This window comes from Mesorhizobium sp. P2_C4, from assembly GCF_056404575.1.
In genome coordinates this window covers 612,340-637,649 of sequence record NZ_JBFUDT010000001.1, presented here as the reverse complement: position 1 = coordinate 637,649, position 25,310 = coordinate 612,340, and the positions used below count along the sequence as shown (strand labels likewise).

Sequence of the window (25,310 nt, the reverse complement as noted above, 5' to 3'; positions counted from 1 at the left end):
CAATGCAATCCGCTTTGAAGGCGACCTCGAAGCCCGATCTCGCCGTCGATCGAGACTGGTGGCGTGGTGCAGTGATCTACCAGATCTATCCGCGCAGCTATCAGGATTCGAACGGCGACGGCATCGGCGACCTCAAGGGCATCATCGGCAGGCTGCCCTACATCGCCTCGCTCGGCGTCGATGCCATCTGGATCTCGCCCTTCTTCAAGTCGCCGATGAAGGATTTCGGCTACGACGTCTCGGACTATTGCGACGTCGACCCGATGTTCGGCACGCTGGCCGACTTCGACGCCCTGACCGCCGAGGCGCACAGGCTCGGCCTCAAGGTGATGATCGACGAAGTGCTGTCGCATACGGCCGACAGCCATCCGTGGTTCAAGGAAAGCCGCTCAAGCCGCACCAATGCCAAGGCCGACTGGTATGTCTGGGCCGATGCCAGGCCCGACGGCACACCGCCCAACAACTGGCTGTCGATTTTCGGCGGCTCGGCCTGGCAGTGGGACACCAGCCGCCAGCAATATTATCTGCATAATTTCCTGGCCGAGCAGCCCGATCTCAACTTCCACAGCCGTGCCGTCCAGGACGCGCTGCTCGAGGTCACCCGCTTCTGGCTGGAACGCGGCGTCGACGGCTTCCGCCTCGACACCATCAACTTCTACTTCCACAGCCAGGGGCTGGAAAACAATCCGCCGCTGCCGCCGGAAGAGCGCAACGACCAGACCGCTCCGGCGGTCAACCCCTACAATTACCAGGACCATCTCTACGACAAGAGCCGGCCTGAAAACCTCGCTTTCCTCGAACGCTTCCGCGCGCTTCTCGACGAATATCCGGCGACGGCCGCGGTCGGCGAAGTCGGCGATTCGCAGCGCGGGCTGGAAGTGGTGGCGGCCTACACCGCCGGCGGCAAGCGCGTGCACATGTGCTATTCGTTCGACTTCCTGGCGCCCGAAAAGATCAGCGCGGCAAAGGTGCGCTCGGTGCTGGAATCCTTTGGCAAGGTCGCCAGCGATGGCTGGTCGTGCTGGGCTTTCTCCAATCATGACGTGATGCGTCCGGCTTCGCGCTGGGCCGCCGGCGAGGCCGACGAGACCGCCTATCTCAAGGTCATCTCGGCGCTGCTGATGTCGCTGCGCGGCTCGGTCTGCCTCTATCAGGGCGAAGAGCTCGGGCTTGGCGAAGCCGAACTGCAATTCGAGGACCTGCAGGATCCCTACGGCATCCGCTTCTGGCCGGAATTCAAGGGTCGCGACGGCTGCCGCACACCGATGGTGTGGGATGCCACGGCCAAGAATGCCGGCTTCTCCTCGGCAAAACCCTGGTTGCCGGTGCCGGGGAAACACCTTTCGCAAGCGGTTAACGTGCAGCAGGGTGACGACAGCTCGCTGCTCGAGCACTACCGGCGCTTTCTCAGCTTCCGCCGCCTGCACCCGGCGCTGGCCAAGGGCGATATCGAGTTCATCGAAAGCGAGGGCGATACTGTTGCCTTCACGCGGCGCGAAGGCAACGAGCAGATCGTCTGCGTCTTCAATCTTGGACACGAGCCAGCAGCGATCGGTCTCGGCGACCGATCACTGCAGCCTCTGCCTGGACACGGATTTTCGAAGCAAGCCGGGGCCGGCACCATCCGCCTCGGTGGCTACGGGGCCTGGTTCGGGCGTATCGACTGAAATTTGCCAAAGAAATTCACTGGGAGGAAATCATGGCCGATGTCACGCTAAGACAAGTGAAGAAATCATACGGCAATCTGCACATTCTGCACGGCATCGATCTCGACATAAAGTCGGGCGAATTCATCGTCTTCGTCGGCCCTTCGGGTTGCGGCAAGTCGACCTTGCTGCGGTCCATCGCCGGGCTGGAGGAAATCACCTCCGGCGAGCTGAAGATCGCCGGCGAGGTGGTCAACGACGTGCCACCGTCGAAGCGGGGTATCGCCATGGTTTTCCAGTCCTACGCGCTCTACCCGCATATGACCGTCTACGACAACATGGCGTTCTCGATGAAGATCGGCAAAGAGAACAAGGCCGAGATCGACCGGCGCGTGCGCCAGGCGGCGGAAATCCTGCAGCTGACCAAATATCTCGACCGCTTGCCGAAGGCGATGTCGGGCGGCCAGCGCCAGCGCGTCGCCATCGGCCGCGCCATCGTGCGCAATCCAAAAGTGTTCCTGTTCGACGAGCCGCTGTCCAACCTTGATGCGGCACTGCGCGTCGCCACCCGCATCGAGATCGCCAAGCTCAAGGAATCGATGCCCAACACGACGATGATCTACGTCACCCACGACCAGGTCGAGGCGATGACGCTGGCCGATCGCATCGTGGTGCTGAAAGAGGGCCATATCGAGCAGGTCGGCACGCCGATGGACCTCTACAAGAAACCGGGCAATCTGTTTGTTGCCCAGTTCATCGGTTCCCCGGCCATGAACATCCTGCCGGCGACGATCGAAACAACCGGCAATTCGACTGTCGTCAGCCATGTCGGCGGCCGCAAGGCGACGGTGCCGATCGCCACGCCGGCTTCAGCGAAAGGGGCGGCGGTGAGCTTCGGCGTGCGGCCGGAGGATCTGGTGGTCTCCACCGGCGCCGATTATCTCTTCGAGGGCAAGGTGGACTATGTCGAACAACTCGGCGAGGTCCAGCTCATCTATGTCGACATCGGCCGCGCCGACCTGCCCCTGGTGACCAAGCTGCCCGGCAATGTCGAGGTCAAGCGCGGAGCGACGCTGCGGCTGAGCGCCGATGGCAGTGACCTGCATATCTTCGATGCCGACGGACATTCTTTCGCGCTGCACAGGCCGGAAGCAAAGGCGGCTTGAGGCCGACCGGTCCGTAACAACAAAAAGAGCGGCGGGCCAGGCCCGCCGCTCTTTCGTCTGGATATCGACTTCGGCTGTTAGCGGCCGAAGAGGTTCCGGTCGCTGCCCTGCGGCGCAGACTTCTGGACGTCGCCCGACGAGTTCAGCAGCTTGTAGACCGGCGAGCCGGTGTTGCGCACCGAAGACGTCTGCGTCTTGTCGACGTTGACGGTCGCCTGCTGGTTGATGTCGGTCCCGCCAACGCTGTCGTTGTGGGCATAGGCGCCGCCGGCGGCAATCATGAGAGCGGCTGCGGCAAGAACAATCTTCTTCATTTCAAGTCTCCTGAATTTTCGTATTCCAGCAAGCGGCGAAGCGCTTTGCCGGGATCGGCCTAGTTGTGGCCGAAGAGGTTGCGGTCGCTGCCCTGAACGACGGGCTGCTTGTCAGCCGGAGCCGACTTCTGGATGGAAGCCGTGTACGAGCTGTCGACAGCCGGGACGGCCTGGTTGGCGCCGAAGTGGTCACTGCCAGTGGCAAAGGCGCTGCTGGTGATGGCCAGAACGGCCGCTGCGGTAAGAACGATCTTTTTCATTTTAAGTACTCCTGAATGTCTGAATTCCACCAAGGCGGCAGGGCAAACCCGCCGTCCGTTGGGAATCGGCTGTTAGTTATTGCCGAAGAGATTGCGGTCGCTGCCCTGAACGACGGGCTGCTTGTCAGCGTGCGCCGGCTTCTGAATGGAAGCCGTGTACGAGCTGTCGACCGAGGCGGCAGGCTGGTTCGCACCATTGGAACCAAAGTTGTCGCTGCCAGCGAAGGCGCTGCCGGTGATGGCCAAAACGGCGGCGGCAGTGAGGATGATCTTTTTCATTATTGGTACTCCAGTATCTTAGTTCATCAGTCCGTCTAGCGGCGTGTCTTGGAAGGAATTCGCGTCGTTCGGACAGCCCCGATGTGGGCGAGGCCAGTGCCCGTTTCCAATCACGAAGTTGTTCCGCGTGGACCATGGCTCTGCACCTTGAAATTGTACCAAAGCCTCCTACACTTTCTATTTTAGCTAATAATTTCAATATGTTATTCTATTCCATCCATGAGCCAGCTGACGAATTGGCAAACCAGCGTTCACACCGTCCTGCACGCTCTGTCAACAGAAACGAACCGTTCGGTTCGATTTTAGAAACCGCTAATAGTCACTTTTCGAAACTGTTAACTGTTTTTGACCCTGCCGCCGGGCGAATCAGATGCGCGGAGCGGCGGGTCACGACCGGTGAAAGGCTGGGTTCGCGTCACAAATCCTGGCCGGTGCGTTTTTCACCTATGGTGTCGCGCCGCATGGATGCGATGTCGCTTTCATGCCGATGGCGCGTCGGCCGTCGTGATTAGATGATGGCATCTCAGGTGCCGCTTCGTGACGATGGAGCGGAGAATTGGGAAGCCGGTCAAAACCCGGCGCTGCCCCCGCAACGGTGGTGGAGTTCAAGTCGCAACGGGAGACCACTGGGCCACAAGCCTGGGAAGGTGTCGCGACCGTCCGCAAGGACACTCCAGAGCCCGGAAACCAGCCCGAGATAGCTAGACTCGACTGATCGCGGTGGGCGGTCAAGAGGTGGATGGTGCGTGCCGGCCGTGGTGCCGGATTGCGACCGGTCTTTCCTCCATCACCACCAAGTTCAGTCCTTAAACACGAGGACAGGACATGGATGCGCGCAACGACATGCTGAGGCTCTTGCACAGCCGCAGGGAAGGCTATTCGCTCGAACAGCCCTTCTACACCGATCCCGACTACTTCAAGCTCGACATGGAGCTGATCTGGTATCGCGACTGGCTGTTCATCGGTCATGATTGCGAATTGCCGAAACCGGGCAGCTACATCACCGCCCAGGTCGGCGACTATCCGGTGGTGCTGGTGCGCGACCAGCAAGGCAAGATCAACGCTTTCCACAATTCCTGCCGCCATCGCGGCAGCCGCGTCTGCAACGCCGAGAAAGGCACGGCGGCCAAGCTGGTCTGCCCCTATCACCAGTGGACTTATGAACTGGACGGCCGGCTCCTGTTCGCACGGCAGATGGCCGATGGTTTCGACAAGAGCCAGTTCAGCCTGAAGCCGGTGGCTTGCGAGAGTGTCGGCGGTTACATCTTCATCTGCCTGGCCAGGGAGCCGGCGGACTTCGCGCCGATGCGCGCCATGATCGAACCCTACCTGTTGCCGCACCGGCTGCGCGAGGCAAAGGTCGCCTTCGAATCAACCATCGTCGAAAAGGGCAACTGGAAGCTGGTCTGGGAGAACAACCGCGAGTGCTATCACTGTGCCGGCAACCATCCGGAACTGTGCAAGACTTTCCCGGAAGCGCCGACCGTGACCGGCGTGCAGGGCGCCGATAGCGACCCGGAAATGCTGGCGCATTGGGCGAAGTGCGAGGCGGCGGGCCTGCCGAGCAAGTTCCGCATCGATCCCGCCGGACAGTTTCGCGCCACCCGCGCGCCGCTGCTGCGCGACGCCGTCAGCTATACGATGAACGGCAAGCGCGCGGTGAAGAAGAACCTTTCCGACGGCGTTTCGGCCGACCGCATCGGCACCTTGATGCACTACCACTATCCGACCACCTGGAATCACATCCTCATCGACCACGCCGTCACCTTCCGCGTGCTGCCGATCAGCGCCACGGAAACGGCGGTGACGACGAAATGGCTGGTCCACAAAGACGCGGTCGAAGGCGTCGACTACGACCTCGCCGAGCTCACCCATGTCTGGATCGAGACCAACGACCAGGACCGCCGCATCGTCGAGGAAAATGCCTTCGGCATCCTGTCGCCGGCCTATGAGCCCGGTCCCTATTCGGAGTTGCATGAAGGCGGCGTCATCCAGTTCGTCGACTGGTATGCCCGCTTCATCGAGCCGCGCCTTGCCGAAGGCGGCCGGCCCGCGCTGCGCAGCGTCGCCTAGCACATGGCGCCCAAAAGTGTTGAGCGGTTTTGGGATCACGACATGTGCAGAACAAAAAGGGTGAAGGGATGAATGCGATGACGGACCTTGGCCTCTACCGCCACCTCGACGAGATGGCGCCCTGGAACGACAGGCTCCAGGTGCTGGAAGTAATCGGCGTCAGCGACGAGGCGCCGGAGGTGAAGACCTTCACCTTCCGCTCCGACAACCAGACCTGGTTTCGCTACAAGCCGGGCCAGTTCGTGACGCTGGAACTGCCGACCGCCGAGGGCCCGCTGATGCGGACCTACACGCTGTCGTCCTCGCCATCGCGGCCGTTCTCGATAGCGGTGACGGTGAAAGCCCAAGCCGGCAGCATCGGCACGCGCTGGATGTTCGACAATTTGAAACCCGGCGTTCACGTGAAGGCTTATGGGCCGGCAGGCGACTTTTCGCTGCACAGCCACCCCGCGGCCAAATATCTGTTCATTTCGGCCGGCTCCGGTGTGACGCCGATGATGTCGATGCTGCGCTGGCTGAACGACTGCGCGCCGTGGACCGATGTCGGCTTCGTCAACTGCGCGCGGCGGCCTGAGGAGATCATCTTCCGCAAGGAGCTCGAACTGCTGGGAAGCCGCATGCCCGGCCTGTCGCTCGGCTTCATGATCGAGGAGCGGTCGAGCCGCGAAGGCTGGTTCGGCCATATGGGGCGGATCGACGCCATAAGGCTGCCGCTGCTGGCGCCGGACTTCCGCGAACGCGAAATCTTCTGCTGCGGCCCGGACCCGTTCATGCGCGCGGTGCGGCAGATGCTGGAGGCCTCCGGCTTCGACATGGCCTATTACCATCAGGAGAGTTTTGCGGCCCCGGCTGTGGAAGAAGTCCCGGCTCCGTTCGCATCGCCGGCCGGCGGTGGAATCGAAGTGCCCGCCGACACTGTTACGCCGGTCCGCTTCTCGCTTTCGGATGTCGACGCCGAATGCGTTGCCGGCCAGACCGTGCTGCAGACGGCGCGCGCTTCGGGGGTGAGAATTCCTGCGGCCTGCGAATTTGGCTTGTGCGGAACCTGCAAGGTTAAGAAGGTCTCAGGCAAGGTCGAAATGAGCCACAATGGCGGCATTCTCGATCACGAGATCGATGACGGCTTTATCCTCGCCTGCTGCTCAAGGCCACTGTCGGCGCTCGAGATCGAGGCCTGACAGGGCGGCGGATTGGCCGCCTGTTTTGCGTGTCGGCCTGGCCCTGGCCGGCGCTCTGTCTTGCCAAAGAACGGCCAAGTGGCTAGACGCTTTTCCAGGGCAAGGTGGACTGCGGCGACCGGTGATCGCTTCAGGGCAGCCTGTTGTGGGGACGTTCAATGGAGCAATCGGTCTACGCGGTCGCAAGCAAGGACATCGTTTTCGAGTCCTTTGACGGCGAAGCCGTAGTCCTTGATCTTTCGAACGGGAAATATTTCGGCTTCTCCGATTCAGGCAGCGGGGTCTGGCAGGCGCTGTCGTCCGGTGTTGGCGCCCACGCACTGGTCGGACAAGCAGCCGGCGGGGCCACAATAAAGTCAGCCGAGCTCGACGGCTTCATTACCCAACTGCTCGATTTCGGCTTGCTCGTGCGTGCGGCCGATGCAGCCGCGCAACCCATTTCGGGCGCGCTGCTTGCCCAACTCGCCGGCAGCAGCGAGCCGCTCAAGGTCGACATCCACGACGACCTTGCCGATCTCATTCTGGTCGACCCGATCCACGAGGTCGAGGAACCTCTCGGTTGGCCGGCGGTCAAGCCGGCGCCCTGAAACCACCCGAGCGGCCCAGTCGGGCAACGCTGGAACACGTCAGCCATGCCACGCGTCACTCTTCAAACCTTGGCCGACTATGCCCGTCATGTGCTGGCGACGGCGGAAAGCGCGGCTGAACGCTATCTGGTCACCACCACGGTCCACTTGCCGCGACTGGACCTGACCGCGCATCTCAGCCCCGGCGCCCTGGCCGATGCTGTCGGCTATGGCTTCGTCCCTGCGCCCGACAACCAGCCGACCGTGGGCGACTGCCGCATTTTCGTCGCCGATCCGGATGTTGAGGGCATCCCCGCCCCAGCGACATGGGGCCAAGCCGACTACACGCATCACGGCTTCGCCACGCAGTTGGCCGAAGCCGGATTGCGCGGCAGCTATTTCCACGATCTGGATTTCTGGCAGTTCTACGATCCCGAACGTCGCGTCGGCGCACAGTTGATGAGATCCACCAGCGCTTTCCCGCCCTGGGAGGAAGCAGCGCCGCTGCGCGCCTTCCTGCACTGGGAGTATGCCGCGCGCGGCATGCGGCTTACCCATGCCGGTACGCTGGGCATTGACGGCAAGGGTGTGCTGCTCGCCGGCGCAGGTGGGGCGGGAAAATCGGGAACCGTTGTCGCCGGACTGCTCAACGGGCTCGACAGCGTCGGCGACGACTATGTGCTGATCGATACCGACAATGGGGTGACTGCCCGCCCCTTGTTTGCCACGCTCAAGCAGGACCCGGAAGGTTTCCGCCGGCTGCAGCTCGAACGAAGGTTGAAGTCGCATGGTCCGCTGAACTGGCAAGGCAAGTATCCGTTCCACATCGATGACATCGCAGTCCGGCCAGTACCTGCAAGTCTGGACATCGTCGCGCTGGTGGTGCCACATATCAGCGGAGGTGAGGCAAGCTCGATCGTGCCGGTGTCGCGCAAGGACGCCATGATTGCGCTGGCCCCGTCTGGAATTGCGCAGATGCCGGGCGAGCGGGAGAGCGGCTTTCGCTTTTTTGGCGAACTGACGCGCCAGCTGCCGTGCTATCGCCTGTCGCTGGGGACACGGCCCGAGGAAATCGCCGGCACGATTTCGGGGTTTCTCGCACGAGGCATTTTATGAAACTGAGCATAATCGTGCCTGCCTACAACCGTGAGCGCTATGTCGTTTCGGCGTTGCGGTCGCTGCTCAGGCAACGCGATGCCGCCGACCTCGATATTATCGTCATCGATGACGGCTCTACCGATGGCACGGCCGAGGCGGTGCGCACCGTTATGGGCGAGACTTCGTGCATTCGCCTTTTCAGCCAAGTCAATATGGGCATCGCCAAGGCGCGCAACGCCGGGCTCAGACAGTTGCTGCCTCAAACGCGATTCGTGTCGTTTCTGGATTCGGATGACATTTCGCCCGCAGGACGATTCAAAGCCGATCTTGCCTGTTTCGAGACCGATCCCGGCCTTGAGCTGACCTATTCGCTGATCATGCAGGCCGACAGGATCGATGAAGAAACCCTGGAGCCGGCCGCCGATCGTCCTTGCCCGACCGTTCGAGGCATCTCCATGGCCGCCGGCATATATAGAAGGGACCTTGTCGACCGCATCGGCGGCTTCGATGAGGAGTTCACACAAGGCGAAGACATCGACTATCTGTTGCGTATGTTCGAACGCAGCTCAAGATACGTGCTGCCCGACACTGTCGCTGTCTACTACAGGCGCCACGCCGGCAACGTCACCAAAGAGCACGACGCCAAGCTTCGCGGATATTTGCGTGCCATGCACAAATCGATGAAGCGCCGAAAGGCCGACCCTTCGCTGCGACCAGTCGAAGGTATTTTCGAACTTAGGGATTCCGCCGACTGGCGGTCTGCGTAAGATGTGGAGCCAGAGGATCGTCATTGCCGGGAACCCGGCCAGATCGGATCGCCCGGCACAGTTGCCGAGCAGGAGCGGCCGGTGAAGCTGAGCGTGATCATGCCTGTCTACAACCGCGAACACTATGTCGGTTCGGCGTTGCGCTCGCTGCTCAGGCAGCGCGACGCCGCCGATCTCGACATCATCGTCATCGACGACGGTTCAACCGACGGATCGGCTGACGCGGTGCGCTCCTTCATGGCCGAAATGCCCTCGATCCGCCTTTTCCAGCAAGCCAATGGTGGCGTCACCAAAGCACGCAATGCCGGTCTCAGGCAGCTTCTGCCGGAAACAGAGCTTGTGTCATTTCTCGATTCGGACGACATCTCGCCCGCCGGGCGTTTCAAGGCCGACCTTGCCTGCTTCGAAACCGATCCAGGTCTCGAACTGAGCTATTCGCGCATGACACTGGTCGATCTCATAGACGACGAGACCCTGGAACCGGCGACCGAAAGCAACTCCGTGACGGTTCGCGGAATTCATCTGTCGGCGGGGATTTTTGCTCGCAAACTTGTGGAACGCATCGGCAGTTTCGACGAGGACTTCAACCAGGCCGAGGACACCGACTATCTGCTGCGTGCCTTTGAATGCGGTCCGAGATACACTATGCCCGATACAGTGGCCCTCTATTACAGGCGTCATCCCGGCAACATGACAAGGGAGGCCGATGTCCCCCGTCGCGAGTTCATGCGCGCCATCCTCAAATCGATGAAGCGCCGCAAGGCCGACCCGTCCTTGCGTCCGATCGAAGGGATCTTCGATTTCAAAGAGCTCGCGCATTGGCGCTTCATGTGATGGGCGGCTATGGCGTCGTCATCCCGACCTTCAATGCGGCAGCCACCATTGCCGAGACGCTGAGATCGATCGCGGCTCAGACCGTGCAGGCCGAAACCATCGTCGTTGTCGACGACGGCTCCACCGACGACACCGTGGCGGTGATCGAGGCGCTGAAGCTGCCGGTGCGGCTTTTGCGCCAGGAAAACGCCGGCCCCGGCAGTGCCACGACAAGAGGCATCGCGGCGCTGTCGACCTCCTTCATAGCGACGCTTGATGCGGATGATCTGTGGCTGCCGACCAAGATTGAAAGACAGCTTGCGCATCTCGACCGGTTCCCGGCGACATCGGGCGTTTTCACGCACTGGCGTACCTTTCGCGACGATCGACCCGAAGCACCGGAAGCCGCCTCTCTCGCAGGCTGGTCGCGGACCACAATGATGATCCGCAGGGAGGTCGCCGATGCCGTCGGGCCGATCATCGACCCGCAAGGCGGGCGTGGCGATATGGTCGACTGGATCGCTCGGGCGCGCGAGGCAGGTTTCGTTCTCGATATGATGGATGAGGTGCTGGCGCTCAGGCGCATCCGGCCCGGCAGCCTGTCCTACGGGCGCGATCCGGCGCGCGACCGGGGCTATCTCGAAGTCGTGCGGCTCGCCATGCAGCGCCGGGCGCGCAACAAGACGGATCCCGATTGATGGCCAGGTCGATCCGCCCTATCGGCCGCCGGTTTCCGGACTATGGCTGGTCCTGGCCGACCGGCAAGCTCGACCAGCTGCTCAAGGCAGCCCTTCTTCCCGACGAGGAAGCGGCCTGCCAACACGCGGCGCGCTGGCTCGACGAGAACGATATCGATCTCGTCTCCTTTCGCGAGCATCGGCTGCTGGCCGCGATTTCCGACAGGTTCGGCCGAAAACTCGCCGCCCATCCCGCCTATCCACGCCTTGTCGGCCTGCAAAAGATGCTGTGGACCAAATCGCGCATGGCAATGCGCGAGGCCGAACCGGCGCTGCAGGCAATGGTGGAGGCCGGCTGCGCCGTCATGCTGATCAAGGGCGCCAGCCGCATCGCCGTCAACGCCTCGGCGCAGCGCGGCCGGGTGGCGCACGACATCGACATCTTGGTGCGTCCGCAGGACATGACCGCCGCTTTCGACGTGTTGCGCGAGCGTGACTGGCAGATCGCCACCGGCGTCAGCCCGCACTATCTCAGGACCAGGCTGGCGTCCGTGCGCTCGATGAACTTCTTCAAGGGCAGTTTCGGCGACATCGACCTGCACCAGCTTGCCTATGACGGGTCGCAGCAAAGCACGGAAGACGATCTGGCGATCTGGCAGCGGGCGGTGGCGGCCGAATTCAGCGGCGTCAGCGTCTTTGTTCCGTCGCCGGCCGATCGTATGGCGCTGGCCATCGGCCATGGTGGCCTCGATGCCCACACCCACAGCGACTGGCTGGTTGACTGTGCCGTGGCCATCCATGGCGGCGCGGTCGACTGGGGTGTGTTCAACGACATCCTTGCCAAGCGCGGTCTTGCCGTTGCCGCGGCGGTGGCACTCTCCTATCTGGCGCTCGAGATCGGCATTGCGGTGCCTGACACAGTTCTTGCAGGAACAGTGGACAGGGCCGATCGCGCCGGCCTGTCGCGATGGTCCTCGGTTCTACAGGCCAAACCGCGCACGGATTTCGGCGGCCTCTCCTGGCTGTCGCGCGGGTTCGCCAAGCAGTTGCGACTGAAACGCAAGCAAGGCCGGCTGCAGCAATCGGCGCCGGATGTCGTCTGGCGTGGCAAGACGACCAGGCGCGAGGTCGAGCCGACGCCGACCCCCTTCGTGCTGTCGCAGACCATCCCCTGTCCGGATAGAACCGGAGAGATGGTCCTGGATGTGACCGTCCGGATCGCCGTTCCCCCAGTGCGGCGGCGCATCGAGATGGAAATCAATGCCGCCGGCCGGCATGTCGCGCGCTTGCGCTCGATGGTCATCAGCCGTGTCGGCGGGCAAAGAGTGCTGCACTTTCGCGGCAAGGTGACACTGGACGAGACGCGGCAAGCGCTGGTGCTCGAGGCACGGCCTTCCCGCCAGTTCCGCACATGGGACGATGAAGCTGCCGTCGCCAGCTATGGCGCACTGCCCTTCCAGCTGCTCTCCGCGAAGTTCTCACCGGCCCGATGACGGCTGACGACAGTAGGTCCGCTCAGACCCCGTAGCGTTCAGTGCGAATGAGACCCGCCGGAACGCCGGCATCGATCAGCGCCTGGGCAGCGGCAGAAACGAAGGCGTTCGAGCCGCAGACGAAAGCGAGCCTTGGCGCCTCGGGCAGCCGCGCCATCGATTGCATCATCATGGCGGCATCGACACGCCGCGAATAGTCCGCCGGCCGCCGGGCGGCCTCGCGCGTCAGCGTCAGCACGAGGTCGAACCCATCGCGGCGGTCGTCGAGGCCGATCAGTTCGTCGCGAAAGATCACCTCGTCCCAGACCCGCACCGAAAACACCAGCGCGACGGGCACTGCCGACTTCAACGCAACGCGATGGCGCACCATTGCCATCAGCGGCACCACGCCCGAACCGCCGCCGACCAGCAGGATAGGGCCGCCCTCGCTGTCGGACCAGACGAAGTGACCGCCGAGCGGCCCGCGCAGCTCAACCTCGTCGCCGACCGCTGCCACTTCGTGAAAGAACGGCGAGACCTCGCCATCGTCGAGCTTTTCGATTGCCAGCTCGATCGTCGCACCGGCTTCCGGCGCCGAAGCGATGGAGTAGGAGCGGCGCGCCTGATAGCCGTCCGGCGCCGTCAGCCTGACATCGACATGTTGTCCGGCCCGATAGGCGAAGGGCCGCGACAGCTGGAAGAAGAAACTGGTGACGCGCGGCGTGCGCTTTTCGATGCGGGTGATTTTCGCCGTCTGCCAGGGCGATTGCACTGCTGCCGCATCGCTCATGGGTCGTTCGTGTAGCGCTGCTCGCGCCACGGGTCGCCATAGATGTGGTAGCCGCGCAACTCCCAGAAGCCCGGTTCGTCACGCTCGGTGAACTGCAGCCCGTTCAGCCATTTGGCCGATTTCCAGAAATAGAGATGCGGCACCAGCAGCCGCGCCGGGCCGCCATGGTCAGCGGTAATCGGCTTGCCTTCATAAAGCAGCGCCACCATCGCCTTGCCGACGGTGAGATCGGCTGTCGGCACATTGGTGGTGTAGCCGTCGAACCCATGCGCCAACGTGAAGCCGGTCGGCGGCTCGATGCCGGCGTCGGCAAGAATGTCGTCAACCAGCACGCCTTGCCACGGCGTGTCGAACTTGGTCCATGCGGTCACGCAATGGATGTCGCGCGTCATCTTGGTCAAAGGCAGCGCGTTGAACTCGGCCCAGTTCCATTTCTTGATCGGGCGCGGCCCGTGCTTCAGCGTGAACGACCAGTCCTCGGTGCGCACGCGCGGCGTCGGCCCGGCCGACAGGACCGGAAAGCCCTGTTCAAGATACTGGCCAGGCGGAATGCGCGCGTCCGTATCCGTCGGGGGCTTTCGCCCGGAAAAGAAGCCGCGAGTGACCATCGGGGATAATCCGTTCGAAGGGGGCCGCGTATCGGCCCGCGACAGTCTTCCAGAAAGATGCTCCGGCCGGCAACAGAAATCTTGCGGCGGCGAGGAAAGTCCTGCGCCGGCCAGCGGCATCAGACCCCGCCGGTTCGCCTGAGATAGGCCGTTGCGATCTCGCGCATGCGCTTGCCATCGAAACTCGGCCCATGGCCGCCATGGCCGATGCGGATCGGCAGGTCGAGCAGCCGCTGCATCGTGCGGCGATAGGCGCCACGGTCGGAATCCGGCAGGTCGTCGATCAGCATGCTGTCGTAGATGGCGTCGCCGGCAAAGAACAACCCGTCAGCCTCATCGAACAGCGCAATCGAATCCGGGGAATGGCCGGGCAGATGCAGCACGCGGAACTTCCGGTCGCCGAGATCGACGATGTCGCCCTCATCGAGCGTGCGCGTCAGCGGCGCGGGCGGGATCTTGTAGTCGGTGGCTTTCCAGCCCGGCGCCGGCAGCTTGGAAACGGCGCCGTCGAGATTGTGGAACATGTAGGCGTAGGTCACCGCTTCATCCATGGTCTCGAACGTTGCGGCGCTGTGCCTGGGCCCTGCCCGCAACGGGAATTCGTGCAGCGAGCCGACATGGTCGAGATGGATATGGGTGGCGACGGCGAGTAGCGGCTTGCCATCAGGCGTGTCGATCTCCGGCGCCAGCGGGCAAATGCCCATGCCGGTGTCGACCAGCAGGTCGACATCGCGGCCTTTGAGATGCCAGATGTTGGCGCGCACAAAATCATGCACGAAAGGTTCGGTCAGCATCGTTGTGTTGGCGTCGACGACGGTCTTGCCGAACCAGTCGCCGATCACACGGTCTGCCATCAGACGAACGGCTTCCCGACCTTGTACTTCTCCGGCACCAGCCGCTTGAGATAGGCCATTCCGGCTTCCGAGAGCTGGTTGACATCAGGCTTCATGAAACCGTCCGGCATGTGGCGCGTCTTGCCGGCGACATTCTTCAGCGGCACCTTCTTCAGCACGGTTTTCGTGCCGTCAAATTGCAGCGCCACCGAGCCGCCGCCCTGTTCGGCGACGGCAACGGCAAAGGCGCCGGCATCGAAGGCTTCCTGCGCGTCCACGGCGTTGATGGCGCCGACATAGCCGCGCGGCATGTAGCCGAGCGCATCGACACGCGCCCGCTTGCCCGGCAGTCCCTCGGCCAGCGCCCGCTCGAGCGCTGCCGGCAGATCGCTGCCCGACAGCTTGACGTTGCCATGCGCGTCGCGCTCGAGTCTTTCCGGCGGCACCAGGCTTTCGACCAGCGCCTTGCCGTCAGCGGTGCTGACGCCTTCGGAGACGGCGACGATGCAGCGCTTGTGGCGATCAAGCGTGGCGCGCACATCGTCGATGAAGCCGGCAGCCGAGAACGGCCGCTCCGGCACGTAGACGAGATGCGGGCCGCTGTCGGGGTCAAGCTGCCAAGCTGCGGCCGCGGCGGTGAGGAAGCCGGCGTGGCGGCCCATGACTATGCCGACATAGATGCCCGGCAAAGCACGGAAATCGAGATCGACGGAGAGGAAGGCGCCGGCGACGAACTCGGCCGCGGAAATGAAGCCCGGCGTGTGATCGTTTTCCTCGAGATCGTTGTCGATGGTTTTTGGCGCATGGACGAAGGCGATCTTGCCGCCGGCGGCGTCGGTCAGGATCTGCTGCGTGCCCGAGGTGTCGTTGCCGCCGATGTAGATGAAGGCGTCGGCGCCGGCCTTCTTCAGGCCGTTGAGGATGACTTCGCAATAGGCGGCATCCGGCTTGTCGCGCGTCGAACCCAGCGCCGCACTCGGCGTTGCCGCGATCAGCCGCAGCCGGTCTTCTGATATCGCAGAGAGATCGGCATAGTTGCCGTCACGAATGCCGCGCACGCCGTGGATGGAGCCGAGAACCTTGGCGCCGGGATGCCGCTTGCGGATCTCGAGCGCGGCGCCAACCATGGTCTGGTTGATGACGGCGGTGGGGCCGCCGCCCTGCGCGATGACAAAGGTTCCTGACATTCTTCTTCTCTCCGGGATGGTGGCTTCGCAGGCACATTCGCCTGTCTTGGCGCATCACGCAACGGGAGAAACCAGAGCATGATCCCGAAAGATCATGCTCAAACAGGAAGATCGCGCAGCGGCCAGGCGGGCTGCTGCGACATCAGACGACGACGACCGGGTTTTTCTTGGAAACGCGGCTGTAGAGGTCGATAATGTCCTGGTTGATCAGCCGCACGCAGCCCGACGACATCGCCTGGCCGATGCTTGCCCACTCCGGCGAACCGTGGATGCGGTAGCCGGTATCCTTGCCGTCCTGGTAGATATAGAGCGCCCTGGCGCCAAGCGGATTGGTGAGGCCGCCGGGCTGGCCGCCCTGCCACTTCACCAGTTCCGGCTTGCGGGCGATCATTTCGGGCGGTGGCGTCCAGACCGGCCATTCCTTGCCGTACTGGATGTTGGCGCGGCCGGACCAGCGGAAACCGTCCTTGCCGATGCCGACGCCGTAGCGGATGGCGTCGCCGCCGGGCTGGACCAGATAGAGCATGCGCTCCTGCAGGTGGACGACGATGGTGCCGGGCGCTTCGCCGGTCTGATCGACGACGATCTGGCGGCGGAACTCCGGCTTGACCTTCTTGTAGGGCACCGCGGGCACGACGAAGCCGCCATCGGTGAGCGAAGCATACATCACATCCGGGCCAGTGATGTTCTTGTCGACGCTGATAGCGGGACGGACGGGACGCACCGAGCCGGTGGTTAGGTCGTCGAGCTGCAACTGCGGCAGTTCGAGCGTCTGGGTGCTGCAGCCGGCAACGCCGAGCAGCGCCATGGCGCCGGCGCCGGACAGCATGGTGCGGCGGGAAAGCTGAAATTCGGGATTTTCGATTGCGTCGCCCTGATGTGGCGGCGTCGGACTTTGCGGCAACTCACGCATCTAACCCAAACCCTACGCTATCGGCGGGAAACACAGTCCTACCGGATAGAGGCATTTTCACCAATCATGGTTGAAAAAGCGTGAAGACGCGCCGCGCCATCTTAACCTTAGCGGACCGAACCGGCGCGCTGCAGATTTTCGAACTTGCCTCTTTACATCTTCACGGGGCCAAGGATTTATCCTCTTCTTTAAGCTCAAGGAGACGACCATGTCCTTCGAAAACTGGGCTGCCTTTGCCGCCGCCTCGGCCATCCTCCTCATCATTCCGGGTCCGACCATCCTGCTGGTCGTGTCCTATTCGCTGGGCCAGGGCTGGCGCACCGCGCTGCCGATGGCCGTTGGTGTTGCGCTTGGCGACTTCACCGCCATGACGCTGTCGATGCTGGGCATCGGCGCGCTGCTGGCGGCGTCGGCAACGGTGTTCACGGTGCTGAAGGTGATCGGCGCCTGTTACCTGATCTATCTCGGCATCAAGCTGTTTCGCGCCGGCGGCGCGCTGACGGCCGAACCGCGCACCGATGCGGTGTCCGCGGCCAGGATGGCGGCGCATGCCTGGCTGGTCACCGCGCTCAACCCGAAAAGCATCACCTTCTTCGTGGCCTTCCTGCCGCAGTTCCTGGACCGGCACGCCGATTTCTGGACACAGATGCTGATCTTCGAAACCACGTTCCTGGCGCTCGCCTTCGCCAATGCCTTCGGCTACGCGCTGATTGCGGCGAGAGCCCGCAACGTGGTGCGCAATCCCAAGGCGATCCGCATCTTCAACCGCACCGGCGGCACGCTGCTGGTCGGCGCCGGCATCGCCACGATGGCGATGCGTTCGGGCAATTGAAGGTCGTCAGGCGATAACTGTCGCCTGACTCACCATTTGACGCTCAAGCCGAGATTGCCTTCGAGGATGCGTCGCTTGTCGCCGCCGAGATTGGTGGTGTATTCGCCGGTGGCAAAGACGCTGACCTTGTCGGTCACCCTGGCGACCACGCCGCCACCGAGTTCCAGCGAGGTGGACCCGCCTTCGGTCGAGATATCGGTGCCACCGAAATTGACGTGATCGGTGCCGCCGAAATCGTGCCAGAGATTGGCCTTGAGGTAAGGCTGCAGCGCGATGCCGTTCAGCGTCGTCTCGCCCTGCAGCCGCAAGCCCAGCCTGCCGTTCAGGCTGTCGTCGAGGTTGAAGGAAACGCCTGAGAAGCTGTCCCTGGCGTCGTCGAGCGACAAATGCTGCCAGACCAGTTGCGCCTGCGGTTCGAGTGTCCATCCCTGGGCCAGCGCCAGGGGATAGCCGCCTTCGAGCGATGCGGTGAGGCCGGTTCCCCCGACATCGAGGCCGATATCGCGCGACGAGGTGGCCGAGCCGCTGAAGAAGATGCCCATGAGAACACCGTCGAGATACCAGCCGCTCGGGCCGATCCGGGTCCAGTAGCCGCCGATGCTGGTGCCGCCGAGGTCGATGCCGCCGACGGACAGATTGTTCCAGCCCAGCGCCTGGCCATGAACGTCACCGTTCATGCTGCCATAGGCGATGAACAGGCCGGCGCGGTCGACCTGGCCTGAGCTGGCTTCCCGACCGAAAACGTCGAAGCCGGCCTGCAAGCCGAACAGGGTGCCATCGAAGGACGGCGAGACGGTTCCCGACCACGCCATCTTGGCGTCCTGGCCGAAGATACGGCCCCAGACCGGCGACAGCTCGGTGTTCGACAACAGGCTCTGTTCGCCGCGCCGCTCGTGGAAGGTGCCAAGCGTCGCCATTGCCAGATGCTCGGCCACGGGCGGCACCGCTGAATAGACCGGCACCTCGATGCGATAGAGCAGGATCTCGGATGCCTGCACCGGCGTCGCCCCAGGTGTCGGCGGGTCCGGCTGTACGGGCGGCGGGCCGGGCAGCGTCGGCACCGGAAGATCGGGTACCTCCGTTGGCGGTGGCGGCGGTGGTGGTGGCGGATCCGCCGGCGGCGCCGGTGGCGGTGGCGGCGGTGGCTCGGGTTCCGGATCGGCGGCCTGCACCGGCGGTGTCGGGTCGACCGGCGGATTGTTGATGTCGCCCTCGGTCGGCGGCGGCGTCGGCGGCAATTCGGATGGCGGCGGCGGTGGAGGCTCGACCGCCGGCGGCTCAGGCTCCGGCGGCGGCGTCGGTTCGAGCGCCGATGGCGCTGGGGCGGGTGGAGCCGGGGTGTTCAGCGTCGAGCGCAGGTACCAGTTCTCTTCAGTGCCGGCGGTGACGCCACCCTTGAACAGATAATATTCAAAGGCGCCGGCGGCGACCGGCGCATCGAGAGCGAAGGTGCTGGCGCCCGAGGTGGCGCCGTTGACCGCCTGGACCACCATGATGCCGTCCTGCGTCGTCGCAGCGCCGGTGCCGCCGAAATTGACCACCGTAATGCCGGTCGAACCGGAGGCCGTGCCGCCGGACAGGACAAGCCTGTCCGAATCGGAGGAATCGTCGTCCAGTTCAGTCTGGATAAGCAGCAGGCCGCCGAGGCCGACATAGTTGCCGGCAATCGTCAGCCGGTCGGTCGCGCCGGTGGCTCCGTTGGTCAGATCGATGCGCCCGGCATTGCTGACCGACGCCAGTTGGCCTGCGGCAAAGGCCTGGATCGAGGCGTTGAAGCCGCCGCCGAACAGGGTGCTGGAGGCATCGACATTGAGCGCACCGGTGCCTGTGCCGCTGTCACCAAGCACCAGATTGCCGTCCAGCATCAGTTCGGTGTCGTCGGTGGCGTTGATGGTCTCCCAGTTCTGGACTCTGGCGATGCCGTCGAGCTTGACGTTGTCGAAGGTCAGCGCATCGGTGCCGAGACCGCCGTTCAGCGCATCGGTGGCGCCGAGATTGGCGTTGGTGAGATTGCTCAGCCTGGCAGTGTCGTTGTCGGCGCCGAGATCGACCGCGCCATAGATGATGCCGCCATTGTTCCAGACGAAATTGTCGGCGCCAAAACTCATCAGCACATCGCCGCCGATGGTGCCGCCGGTCACCGTGACGCTATCATTGCCGCCGCTGACGCTGATGTTGCCGCCAATGGTGCCACCCGAGAGGATGACCGTGTCTTCGTCAAAGCCGGTGACGAGGTTGCGGTCTATGATGCCGCCGGACATGTTGAAGTAGTTCTTGTCGAGTTTCATGTTGACGCGGCCAATGCGGCCACCGGTCATCACCGCGCGGTCGCCATCGTCGAAGAAATCGACGATGCGCCCGCCCGTCATCATAAACGTGTCTAGGCCATCGCCCTGGTTGAGCGAGCCGATCTGGCCACCGCTCATGGCAAAATCGTCAATGCCGGCGCCTTGCTGGACATTGCCGCCGACAGTGCCGGCGCCGATGGCGAAGAAATCGGTGCCGCCGCCCTGATCGACGGTGCCGGTGATGGCGCCGGATTGCATGTCGATGCGGTCGGTGCCGACGCCGAAAGTGACGTTGCCGCTGATCTGCCCGGTGCCACCGGTTGGAAAAGTCAGAGTGTTGTCGCCGCCAGTATCGGTGAGGCTGCCGCCCAAATTGCCGCTGTCGCAGATGAAATTGTTGTTTCCCGGAGATGGAACCAGCACACAGGCGGCGAAGGCCACAGAATTGGGCAGAAACGTCAGCGGGGTAGTTGCAAGAATGCTAATATACAAGAGATGCATTTGAGATGGCTTTCGCCAAGGCAAAGCAACCATTTCCTGCTTGTCTTCCGAATGGTGGTTCGGAAGCTTGCCCCTCAGGTGCCGCATCGCGCCCTCGTCTATTCGCGATTTCAAGCGCCCCGCCCGATGCCGCAATGAAGCCACAGTTCATCTGGTTTTACAAAGCCTAATCTGCAGCTCATGGTTGATGAATTGCGAAAAATACTGGAGCAGACCAGTGCAGCGCATGGTTGGCGCGCCTGTGGCCCATGCTTTATGATCGCATTGGACCCAGAGTCCGAGAAGCCAACCAGAGGACGAGACATGGCAGTCAGGGATACATTCGGCCTGACGTTTTCAGGCGCGACAGAGGCCGGGTTCTCGCCATACAGCCAGGCGGTGCGCGAGCTGCAGTGCTTCATCGGCGACCCGGTCGGCTCCGTCGAGCGGGCCATCGCGCAAGATCCCGATTTCGTCATGGCGCATGTGTTCAAGGGCTATCTGTTCGGTCTCGCTACCGAGCGTGAGGCAACGGCGGTGGCCAAGGCTTGTCACCAGGCGGCGTTGCCGCTTGCCGCCACGGCGCGCGAGCAGGCGCATGTCGCCGCCCTTGGCCATCTCGCCGGCGGACGCTGGCATGACGCCGCCCGTATCCTCGAGGATATCGCAATCGAGTTTCCACTTGACATGGTGGCGCTGCAGACCGGCCACCAGATAGACTTCTTCACCGGCAATGCCCGCATGCTGCGCGACCGCATCGGCCGCGCGCTGCCATCCTGGCAAAGCGGCATGCCCGGCTACCACGCCATTCTCGGCATGCAGGCCTTCGGGCTGGAGGAGATGGGCGACTATGCGCGCGCCGAGAAGCTCGGCCGCACAGCGGTCGAGATCGAGCCGCGCGACGGCTGGGCGCAGCACGCGGTCGCCCATGTCATGGAAATGCAGAGCCGGCAAAGAGACGGCATCGCCTGGATGCGCGCCAATCCCGAAGCATGGACCAGGGAAAGCTTCCTGCAGGTGCACAATTGGTGGCATCTGTCCCTGTTCCACTACGATCTCGGCGAGACCGACGAGGTGCTGGCGCTCTATGACGGTCCCATCTACGGCACGCCGTCGACGCTGGCGCTCAACATGGTCGATGCCTCGGCGATTCTGTGGCGGCTGCATCTCGGCGGCGCCGATGTCGGCGACCGCTGGGCAGCGCTCGCCGCCAACTGGCCCAAGGCCGGTGCCGGCGACTATGCGTTCAACGATGCGCACGCGATGATGGCTTTTGTCGGCGCTGGACTGGATGCGCCGGCCAAGACCCTGCTCGAAGCGCAGCGCGAGGCCATGCGCGCCGACGACGACAACGCCGCCTTCACACGCGATGTCGGCCATCCGCTGACGCTCGCCATCAAGGCATTCGGCGACGGCAATTATGCCGAGACGGTGCGCCTGATCCGGCCCATCCGGGCAATTGCGCACCGCTTCGGCGGCAGCCATGCGCAGCGCGATGTCATCGACCTGACGCTGATCGAGGCGGCGCTGCGGTCGGGCGACCAAGCCCTGGCGCGGGCGCTCGCGGCGGAGCGCGCGCTGGCGCGACCGGACAGTCCGCTGTCGGCGCTGTTTTCCCGGCGTGCCGCCGATTTGTCAGAGAATTGACCGCAAGCGGATCTTGTTTTAAAAACTGGCCAAGCCAGATTTTTTCGAGACCCGAAAAAATTACCGGCATGGGAGGAAAAACATGTATCTCGGGCTCGATCTCGGTACGTCGGGAGTCAAGGCGCTGCTGATCGATGCCGGGCAAACTGTCGTCGGGTCAGGCCACGCGTCGCTGGACGTGTCGCGGCCGTATCCCGGCTGGTCGGAGCAGAACCCCGCCGACTGGACCCGCGCCTGCGAGGCGGCAATCGCCGAGTTGAAGGTTTCGCATCCCAAAGAGCTTGCCGCGGTCAAAGGCATCGGCCTGTCCGGTCACATGCATGGCGCAACCTTGCTCGACGCCGGCGATCAGGTGCTGCGCCCCTGCATCCTGTGGAACGACACGCGCAGCCACGCGGAAGCCGCCGCACTCGACGCCGACCCGCGCTTTCGCGAACTGACCGGCAACATCGTTTTCCCCGGCTTCACCGCGCCGAAGCTGGCCTGGGTGAAGAACAACGAACCCGCCATTTTCGCCAAGGTGGCAAAGGTGCTGCTGCCGAAGGATTTCCTGCGGCTCTGGCTTTCGGGCGAGCACATTTCGGAAATGTCGGACTCGGCCGGCACCTCCTGGCTCGATGTCGGCAAGCGCGCCTGGTCTTCCGAGCTGCTCGCCGCCACTGCGCTCGATGAGAGACAGATGCCGTCGCTGGTCGAGGGCACGGCAAAAGCCGGCGGCTTGCGCAGCGACCTGGCCTCGAAATGGGGCATGGCGTCAGGCATTCCGATCGCCGGCGGCGCCGGCGACAATGCGGCCTCGGCCTGCGGCATGGGTACGGTGGGTGCCGGCCATGCCTTCGTCTCGCTCGGCACGTCTGGCGTGCTGTTTGCCGCCAATGCGGCCTATCTGCCCAACCCGGCAAGTGCGGTGCACACCTTCTGCCACGCGCTGCCAAACACCTGGCACCAGATGGGCGTCATCCTGTCGGCGACCGATTCGCTCAACTGGCTGTCGGAGATCACGGGGAAAGGCGCCGGCGAACTGACATCAGAGCTCGGCGAGACGCTTAAGGCGCCGACCGGCGTGTCCTTCCTGCCCTATCTCTCGGGCGAGCGTACGCCGCACAATGATTCCGCCATTCGCGGCTCGTTCACCGGCCTGGCGCATGAATCGAGCCGCTCGGTGCTGACGCAAGCGGTGCTCGAAGGCGTTGCCTTTGCCTTCCGCGACAGTCTCGAAGCGCTGGCCAAGGCCGGCACGACCTTGACGCGGGTCACCGCCCTCGGCGGCGGTTCGCGCTCGCGCTACTGGCTGAAGGCAATTGCCACCGCGCTGCAGGTGCCCGTGGACATTCCGGCAGACGGCGATTTTGGTGCTGCATTTGGCGCCGCCAGGCTTGGCCTGATTGCAGCGACGGGTGCTGATCCGCTGGCCGTGTGCTCCGCACCCAGGACGGATGCCACGATTGAACCGGATGCCAAGCTCGGGAGCGCCTACGCTGATGCCTATCAGCGCTATCGGGCGCTGTATCCTGCGATCAAAGGCGCCACGGCGTGAGCAGTTTCTCGCCCACGCCGCAGCTTCGCGCCTCACTGCGCCGGCACCTTGTCGAGGAAGCCGGTGACGCTCTTCAGGCGACCGTTCTCGATGATGCCGATATCGGTGCCTTCGATGACGGAGTCCGTGCCATCGGGCCCGAGATTCCACGAGAAGCGGATCGTGTCGGCGAAACCGTCCGGCTTGCCCTTCAGCGAGAACCGGAAGCCGACAAAGCGCTGCTGCACGCCGTCGATGAGTGCGGCAACGCCGTCATGGCCGTCGCCCTGCATGAGCGGGTCGCGATAGCTGACATCTTCGGTGAAGGTCGCCTCGAGCAGGGCCTGCCGACGGGCGGCATCGCTCTCGTTCCAGGCGGTGATGTAGTTCTGGGCGATCGTGGTGAGGTCGGTCATGGTCTGTCTCCTTCGTTGAGTGGCTTTGACATGACCCTTTTCGGTCAGCGGAAGAACGAAACCAATTACGCCTGAGGTAATCAGGGCGAACTATTCGAGAGAGGAAAAAATCATGAGCAGCGGATTTTTCGGCGACATCAAGACGATCAAATATGAAGGGCCGGATTCGACCAATCCGCTGGCCTACCGGTTCTACAATCCCGACGAAGTCGTCGCCGGCAAGCGGCTGGAAGATCATCTGCGCTTTGCCGTTGCCTACTGGCATTCCTTTGCCTGGCCGGGCGGCGATCCGTTTGGCGGCCAGACCTTCGACCGTCCCTGGTTCCCCAAGGCCGGCGGTATCGACACGATGGAGCTGGCGAAGCTCAAGGCCGACGTCGCCTTCGAGATGTTCTCGCTGCTCGGCGCGCCCTATTTCTGCTTCCACGACGCGGACGTGCGCCCGGAAGGCAAGGATTTCTCCGAGAGTGCTGCGCGCCTCGACGAGATCGCCGACTATTTCGCGGACAAGATGAAAAAGACCGGCGTCAAGCTGCTCTGGGGTACGGCGAACCTGTTCTCCAACCGCCGCTTCATGTCCGGTGCGGCCACCAATCCCGATCCGGATGTCTTCGCCTATGCGGCGGCGACGGTGAAAAGTTGCATCGACGTCACCAAGCGGCTGAAGGGCGAGAACTATGTGCTGTGGGGCGGGCGCGAAGGCTATGAGACGCTGCTCAACACCGATCTTGGCCGCGAGCAGGAGCAGGCCGGCCGCTTCCTCAGCCTCGTCGTCGACTACAAGCACAAGATCGGTTTCAAGGGCACGATCCTGATCGAGCCGAAGCCGCAGGAGCCGACCAAGCACCAGTACGACTACGATGTCGCGACCGTCTACGGCTTCCTCAAGCGCTTTGGGCTGGAGAAGGAAGTAAAGCTCAACATCGAGCAGGGCCACGCCATCCTCGCCGGCCATTCCTTCGAGCACGAACTGGCGCTGGCCAATGCGCTCGGCGTCTTCGGCTCCATCGACATGAACCGCAACGACTACCAGTCGGGCTGGGACACCGACCAGTTCCCCAACAATGTGCCGGAGATGGCGCTGGCCTACTACCAGGTGCTGCAGGCAGGCGGCTTCAAGACCGGCGGCACCAATTTCGACGCCAAGCTGCGCCGTCAGTCGCTCGATCCGCAGGATCTGCTGATCGGCCATATTGGTGGCATGGACGCTTGCGCACGCGGGCTGAAGGCCGCCGCACGCATGGTCGAGGACAAGGCGCTGTCGGGTCCGCTGGCCGAACGCTATGCCGGCTGGAACTCGGCCGAGGCCAAGGCAATGCTCGCCGGCAAGCGGACGCTGGAGGAGATCGCCGAGCGCGTGGTGAAGAAGAAGATCGAGCCGCAGCCAAAGTCCGGCCGCCAGGAATTGCTCGAAAACATCGTCAACCGCTACGTTTGAATCCTGACCTCTGGACTGACATCCGCCGCGCTTGGCTGAAAGCCGCCGCGGCG

Annotated in this window: 25 protein-coding genes and 1 riboswitch; of the genes, 15 read left to right on the top strand and 10 right to left on the bottom strand. The window is 63.4% G+C overall.

All coding sequences use genetic code 11. From position 1 onward, the window contains the following. Positions 1-2 precede the first annotated feature (2 nt). Entirely contained in the window at positions 3-1,667 is a 1,665-nt protein-coding gene (gene bglA / locus AC1DX6_RS03155; RefSeq protein ID WP_477311124.1) for a beta-galactosidase BglA, read from the top strand. 32 nt (positions 1,668-1,699) lie between these two features. Further along, complete coding sequence (locus AC1DX6_RS03150) at positions 1,700-2,812, top strand: ABC transporter ATP-binding protein (RefSeq protein ID WP_477311122.1); 1,113 nt, start codon at positions 1,700-1,702, stop codon at positions 2,810-2,812. A 77-nt stretch (positions 2,813-2,889) separates the two neighbouring features. Here the strand turns inward: AC1DX6_RS03150 and AC1DX6_RS03145 are convergent, their stop codons facing one another. The 3 genes from AC1DX6_RS03145 to AC1DX6_RS03135 form a co-directional block, all read right to left on the bottom strand. Continuing rightward, positions 2,890-3,126, bottom strand: coding sequence for a DUF680 domain-containing protein (locus tag AC1DX6_RS03145; protein ID WP_477311120.1), 237 nt, complete (start codon positions 3,124-3,126; stop codon positions 2,890-2,892). Positions 3,127-3,185: 59 nt separating this feature from the next. After that, positions 3,186-3,386 (bottom strand): DUF680 domain-containing protein, encoded by a 201-nt coding sequence (locus tag AC1DX6_RS03140; protein ID WP_477311118.1) that lies wholly within the window; start codon positions 3,384-3,386, stop codon positions 3,186-3,188. Between the two features lie 72 nt (positions 3,387-3,458). Then, positions 3,459-3,665 (bottom strand): DUF680 domain-containing protein, encoded by a 207-nt coding sequence (locus AC1DX6_RS03135; RefSeq protein WP_477311116.1) that lies wholly within the window; start codon positions 3,663-3,665, stop codon positions 3,459-3,461. 134 nt (positions 3,666-3,799) lie between these two features. Here AC1DX6_RS03135 and AC1DX6_RS03130 point away from each other — a divergent pair, with 134 nt between their 5' ends. The 9 genes from AC1DX6_RS03130 to AC1DX6_RS03090 all read left to right on the top strand — a co-directional run bounded on the left by AC1DX6_RS03130 (position 3,800) and on the right by AC1DX6_RS03090 (position 12,330). Next, on the top strand, positions 3,800-4,177 hold the full coding sequence (locus tag AC1DX6_RS03130) for a hypothetical protein (protein ID WP_477311114.1): 378 nt from the start codon (positions 3,800-3,802) through the stop codon (positions 4,175-4,177). Next, positions 4,174-4,375, top strand: a riboswitch (cobalamin riboswitch). (Overlaps the previous gene by 4 nt.) 115 nt (positions 4,376-4,490) lie before the next feature. Further along, entirely contained in the window at positions 4,491-5,738 is a 1,248-nt protein-coding gene (locus AC1DX6_RS03125; RefSeq protein WP_477311112.1) for an aromatic ring-hydroxylating oxygenase subunit alpha, read from the top strand. Between the two features lie 77 nt (positions 5,739-5,815). Then, positions 5,816-6,916: an FAD-binding oxidoreductase gene (locus AC1DX6_RS03120; RefSeq protein WP_477311110.1), complete on the top strand. Its 1,101-nt coding sequence runs from the start codon at positions 5,816-5,818 to the stop codon at positions 6,914-6,916. Between the two features lie 158 nt (positions 6,917-7,074). Then, positions 7,075-7,503 (top strand): PqqD family protein, encoded by a 429-nt coding sequence (locus tag AC1DX6_RS03115; RefSeq protein WP_477311108.1) that lies wholly within the window; start codon positions 7,075-7,077, stop codon positions 7,501-7,503. Positions 7,504-7,548: 45 nt separating this feature from the next. Further along, the gene (locus tag AC1DX6_RS03110; RefSeq protein ID WP_477311106.1) at positions 7,549-8,598 is read left to right on the top strand and encodes a serine kinase; all 1,050 of its coding nucleotides are present in this window, start codon (positions 7,549-7,551) and stop codon (positions 8,596-8,598) included. Beyond that, positions 8,595-9,347 (top strand): glycosyltransferase family 2 protein, encoded by a 753-nt coding sequence (locus AC1DX6_RS03105; RefSeq protein WP_477311104.1) that lies wholly within the window; start codon positions 8,595-8,597, stop codon positions 9,345-9,347. Before AC1DX6_RS03110 ends, AC1DX6_RS03105 begins: the two co-directional genes overlap by 4 nt. Before the next feature lie 81 nt (positions 9,348-9,428). Continuing rightward, entirely contained in the window at positions 9,429-10,181 is a 753-nt protein-coding gene (locus AC1DX6_RS03100; RefSeq protein WP_477311102.1) for a glycosyltransferase family 2 protein, read from the top strand. Beyond that, positions 10,166-10,858 carry a glycosyltransferase family 2 protein gene (locus AC1DX6_RS03095; protein ID WP_477311100.1) on the top strand — a complete coding sequence of 231 codons (693 nt, stop codon included), beginning with the start codon at positions 10,166-10,168 and terminating at the stop codon, positions 10,856-10,858. The genes AC1DX6_RS03100 and AC1DX6_RS03095 overlap by 16 nt, the downstream gene beginning before the upstream one ends. Beyond that, positions 10,858-12,330: a nucleotidyltransferase family protein gene (locus tag AC1DX6_RS03090; protein ID WP_477311098.1), complete on the top strand. Its 1,473-nt coding sequence runs from the start codon at positions 10,858-10,860 to the stop codon at positions 12,328-12,330. The genes AC1DX6_RS03095 and AC1DX6_RS03090 overlap by 1 nt, the downstream gene beginning before the upstream one ends. Positions 12,331-12,352: 22 nt before the next feature. Here AC1DX6_RS03090 and AC1DX6_RS03085 read toward each other — a convergent pair whose 3' ends face one another. From AC1DX6_RS03085 to AC1DX6_RS03065, 5 genes are all read right to left on the bottom strand, one after another. Then, on the bottom strand, positions 12,353-13,099 hold the full coding sequence (locus AC1DX6_RS03085) for a ferredoxin reductase (RefSeq protein WP_477311096.1): 747 nt from the start codon (positions 13,097-13,099) through the stop codon (positions 12,353-12,355). Beyond that, positions 13,096-13,707 carry a molybdopterin-dependent oxidoreductase gene (locus tag AC1DX6_RS03080; RefSeq protein ID WP_477311094.1) on the bottom strand — a complete coding sequence of 204 codons (612 nt, stop codon included), beginning with the start codon at positions 13,705-13,707 and terminating at the stop codon, positions 13,096-13,098. The genes AC1DX6_RS03085 and AC1DX6_RS03080 overlap by 4 nt, the downstream gene beginning before the upstream one ends. Positions 13,708-13,826: 119 nt before the next feature. Then, complete coding sequence (locus tag AC1DX6_RS03075) at positions 13,827-14,561, bottom strand: MBL fold metallo-hydrolase (RefSeq protein ID WP_477311092.1); 735 nt, start codon at positions 14,559-14,561, stop codon at positions 13,827-13,829. Then, entirely contained in the window at positions 14,561-15,727 is a 1,167-nt protein-coding gene (locus AC1DX6_RS03070; protein ID WP_477311090.1) for a diphosphate--fructose-6-phosphate 1-phosphotransferase, read from the bottom strand. The genes AC1DX6_RS03075 and AC1DX6_RS03070 overlap by 1 nt, the downstream gene beginning before the upstream one ends. Before the next feature lie 142 nt (positions 15,728-15,869). Then, positions 15,870-16,640: a L,D-transpeptidase gene (locus tag AC1DX6_RS03065; protein ID WP_477311088.1), complete on the bottom strand. Its 771-nt coding sequence runs from the start codon at positions 16,638-16,640 to the stop codon at positions 15,870-15,872. Between the two features lie 208 nt (positions 16,641-16,848). Between AC1DX6_RS03065 and AC1DX6_RS03060 the strand changes: the two genes are divergently transcribed. Further along, a complete protein-coding gene (locus tag AC1DX6_RS03060; protein ID WP_477311086.1) occupies positions 16,849-17,472 on the top strand; it encodes a LysE family translocator in 624 nt (207 codons plus the stop codon). Between the two features lie 29 nt (positions 17,473-17,501). Here the strand turns inward: AC1DX6_RS03060 and AC1DX6_RS03055 are convergent, their stop codons facing one another. Next, positions 17,502-20,348, bottom strand: coding sequence for an autotransporter family protein (locus AC1DX6_RS03055; RefSeq protein ID WP_477311084.1), 2,847 nt, complete (start codon positions 20,346-20,348; stop codon positions 17,502-17,504). Positions 20,349-20,564: 216 nt separating this feature from the next. On the opposite strand from AC1DX6_RS03055, the gene AC1DX6_RS03050 reads away from it, so the two are divergent. Together AC1DX6_RS03050 and xylB are read left to right on the top strand one after the other, a co-directional pair. Further along, a complete protein-coding gene (locus tag AC1DX6_RS03050) occupies positions 20,565-21,887 on the top strand; it encodes a tetratricopeptide repeat protein (protein WP_477311082.1) in 1,323 nt (440 codons plus the stop codon). Between the two features lie 82 nt (positions 21,888-21,969). Continuing rightward, entirely contained in the window at positions 21,970-23,424 is a 1,455-nt protein-coding gene (gene xylB / locus AC1DX6_RS03045; RefSeq protein ID WP_477311080.1) for a xylulokinase, read from the top strand. A 32-nt stretch (positions 23,425-23,456) separates the two neighbouring features. Here xylB and AC1DX6_RS03040 read toward each other — a convergent pair whose 3' ends face one another. Then, positions 23,457-23,819, bottom strand: coding sequence for a nuclear transport factor 2 family protein (locus tag AC1DX6_RS03040; RefSeq protein WP_477311078.1), 363 nt, complete (start codon positions 23,817-23,819; stop codon positions 23,457-23,459). A gap of 112 nt (positions 23,820-23,931) precedes the next feature. Between AC1DX6_RS03040 and xylA the strand changes: the two genes are divergently transcribed. Beyond that, positions 23,932-25,257, top strand: coding sequence for a xylose isomerase (gene xylA / locus AC1DX6_RS03035; protein WP_477311076.1), 1,326 nt, complete (start codon positions 23,932-23,934; stop codon positions 25,255-25,257). The last annotated feature ends 53 nt before the right edge of the window (positions 25,258-25,310 follow it).

Excerpts from the sequence above, each read along its gene's own strand:
- AC1DX6_RS03140 (WP_477311118.1), bottom strand. The coding sequence starts at position 3,386 with ATGAAAAAGATCGTTCTTACCGCAGCGGCCGTTCTGGCCATCACCAGC.
- AC1DX6_RS03090 (WP_477311098.1), top strand. The coding sequence starts at position 10,858 with ATGGCCAGGTCGATCCGCCCTATCGGCCGCCGGTTTCCGGACTATGGC.
- AC1DX6_RS03145 (WP_477311120.1), bottom strand. The coding sequence starts at position 3,126 with ATGAAGAAGATTGTTCTTGCCGCAGCCGCTCTCATGATTGCCGCCGGC.
- AC1DX6_RS03135 (WP_477311116.1), bottom strand. The coding sequence starts at position 3,665 with ATGAAAAAGATCATCCTCACTGCCGCCGCCGTTTTGGCCATCACCGGC.
- AC1DX6_RS03130 (WP_477311114.1), top strand. The coding sequence starts at position 3,800 with ATGGCTCTGCACCTTGAAATTGTACCAAAGCCTCCTACACTTTCTATT.
- AC1DX6_RS03050 (WP_477311082.1), top strand. The coding sequence starts at position 20,565 with ATGGCAGTCAGGGATACATTCGGCCTGACGTTTTCAGGCGCGACAGAG.
- AC1DX6_RS03065 (WP_477311088.1), bottom strand. The coding sequence starts at position 16,640 with ATGCGTGAGTTGCCGCAAAGTCCGACGCCGCCACATCAGGGCGACGCA.
- AC1DX6_RS03150 (WP_477311122.1), top strand. The coding sequence starts at position 1,700 with ATGGCCGATGTCACGCTAAGACAAGTGAAGAAATCATACGGCAATCTG.
- xylB (WP_477311080.1), top strand. The coding sequence starts at position 21,970 with ATGTATCTCGGGCTCGATCTCGGTACGTCGGGAGTCAAGGCGCTGCTG.
- AC1DX6_RS03085 (WP_477311096.1), bottom strand. The coding sequence starts at position 13,099 with ATGAGCGATGCGGCAGCAGTGCAATCGCCCTGGCAGACGGCGAAAATC.
- AC1DX6_RS03120 (WP_477311110.1), top strand. The coding sequence starts at position 5,816 with ATGACGGACCTTGGCCTCTACCGCCACCTCGACGAGATGGCGCCCTGG.
- AC1DX6_RS03040 (WP_477311078.1), bottom strand. The coding sequence starts at position 23,819 with ATGACCGACCTCACCACGATCGCCCAGAACTACATCACCGCCTGGAAC.
- AC1DX6_RS03125 (WP_477311112.1), top strand. The coding sequence starts at position 4,491 with ATGGATGCGCGCAACGACATGCTGAGGCTCTTGCACAGCCGCAGGGAA.
- AC1DX6_RS03075 (WP_477311092.1), bottom strand. The coding sequence starts at position 14,561 with ATGGCAGACCGTGTGATCGGCGACTGGTTCGGCAAGACCGTCGTCGAC.
- AC1DX6_RS03105 (WP_477311104.1), top strand. The coding sequence starts at position 8,595 with ATGAAACTGAGCATAATCGTGCCTGCCTACAACCGTGAGCGCTATGTC.
- AC1DX6_RS03115 (WP_477311108.1), top strand. The coding sequence starts at position 7,075 with ATGGAGCAATCGGTCTACGCGGTCGCAAGCAAGGACATCGTTTTCGAG.
- AC1DX6_RS03070 (WP_477311090.1), bottom strand. The coding sequence starts at position 15,727 with ATGTCAGGAACCTTTGTCATCGCGCAGGGCGGCGGCCCCACCGCCGTC.
- AC1DX6_RS03060 (WP_477311086.1), top strand. The coding sequence starts at position 16,849 with ATGTCCTTCGAAAACTGGGCTGCCTTTGCCGCCGCCTCGGCCATCCTC.
- AC1DX6_RS03055 (WP_477311084.1), bottom strand. The coding sequence starts at position 20,348 with ATGCGGCACCTGAGGGGCAAGCTTCCGAACCACCATTCGGAAGACAAG.
- AC1DX6_RS03110 (WP_477311106.1), top strand. The coding sequence starts at position 7,549 with ATGCCACGCGTCACTCTTCAAACCTTGGCCGACTATGCCCGTCATGTG.
- AC1DX6_RS03080 (WP_477311094.1), bottom strand. The coding sequence starts at position 13,707 with ATGGTCACTCGCGGCTTCTTTTCCGGGCGAAAGCCCCCGACGGATACG.
- xylA (WP_477311076.1), top strand. The coding sequence starts at position 23,932 with ATGAGCAGCGGATTTTTCGGCGACATCAAGACGATCAAATATGAAGGG.
- bglA (WP_477311124.1), top strand. The coding sequence starts at position 3 with ATGCAATCCGCTTTGAAGGCGACCTCGAAGCCCGATCTCGCCGTCGAT.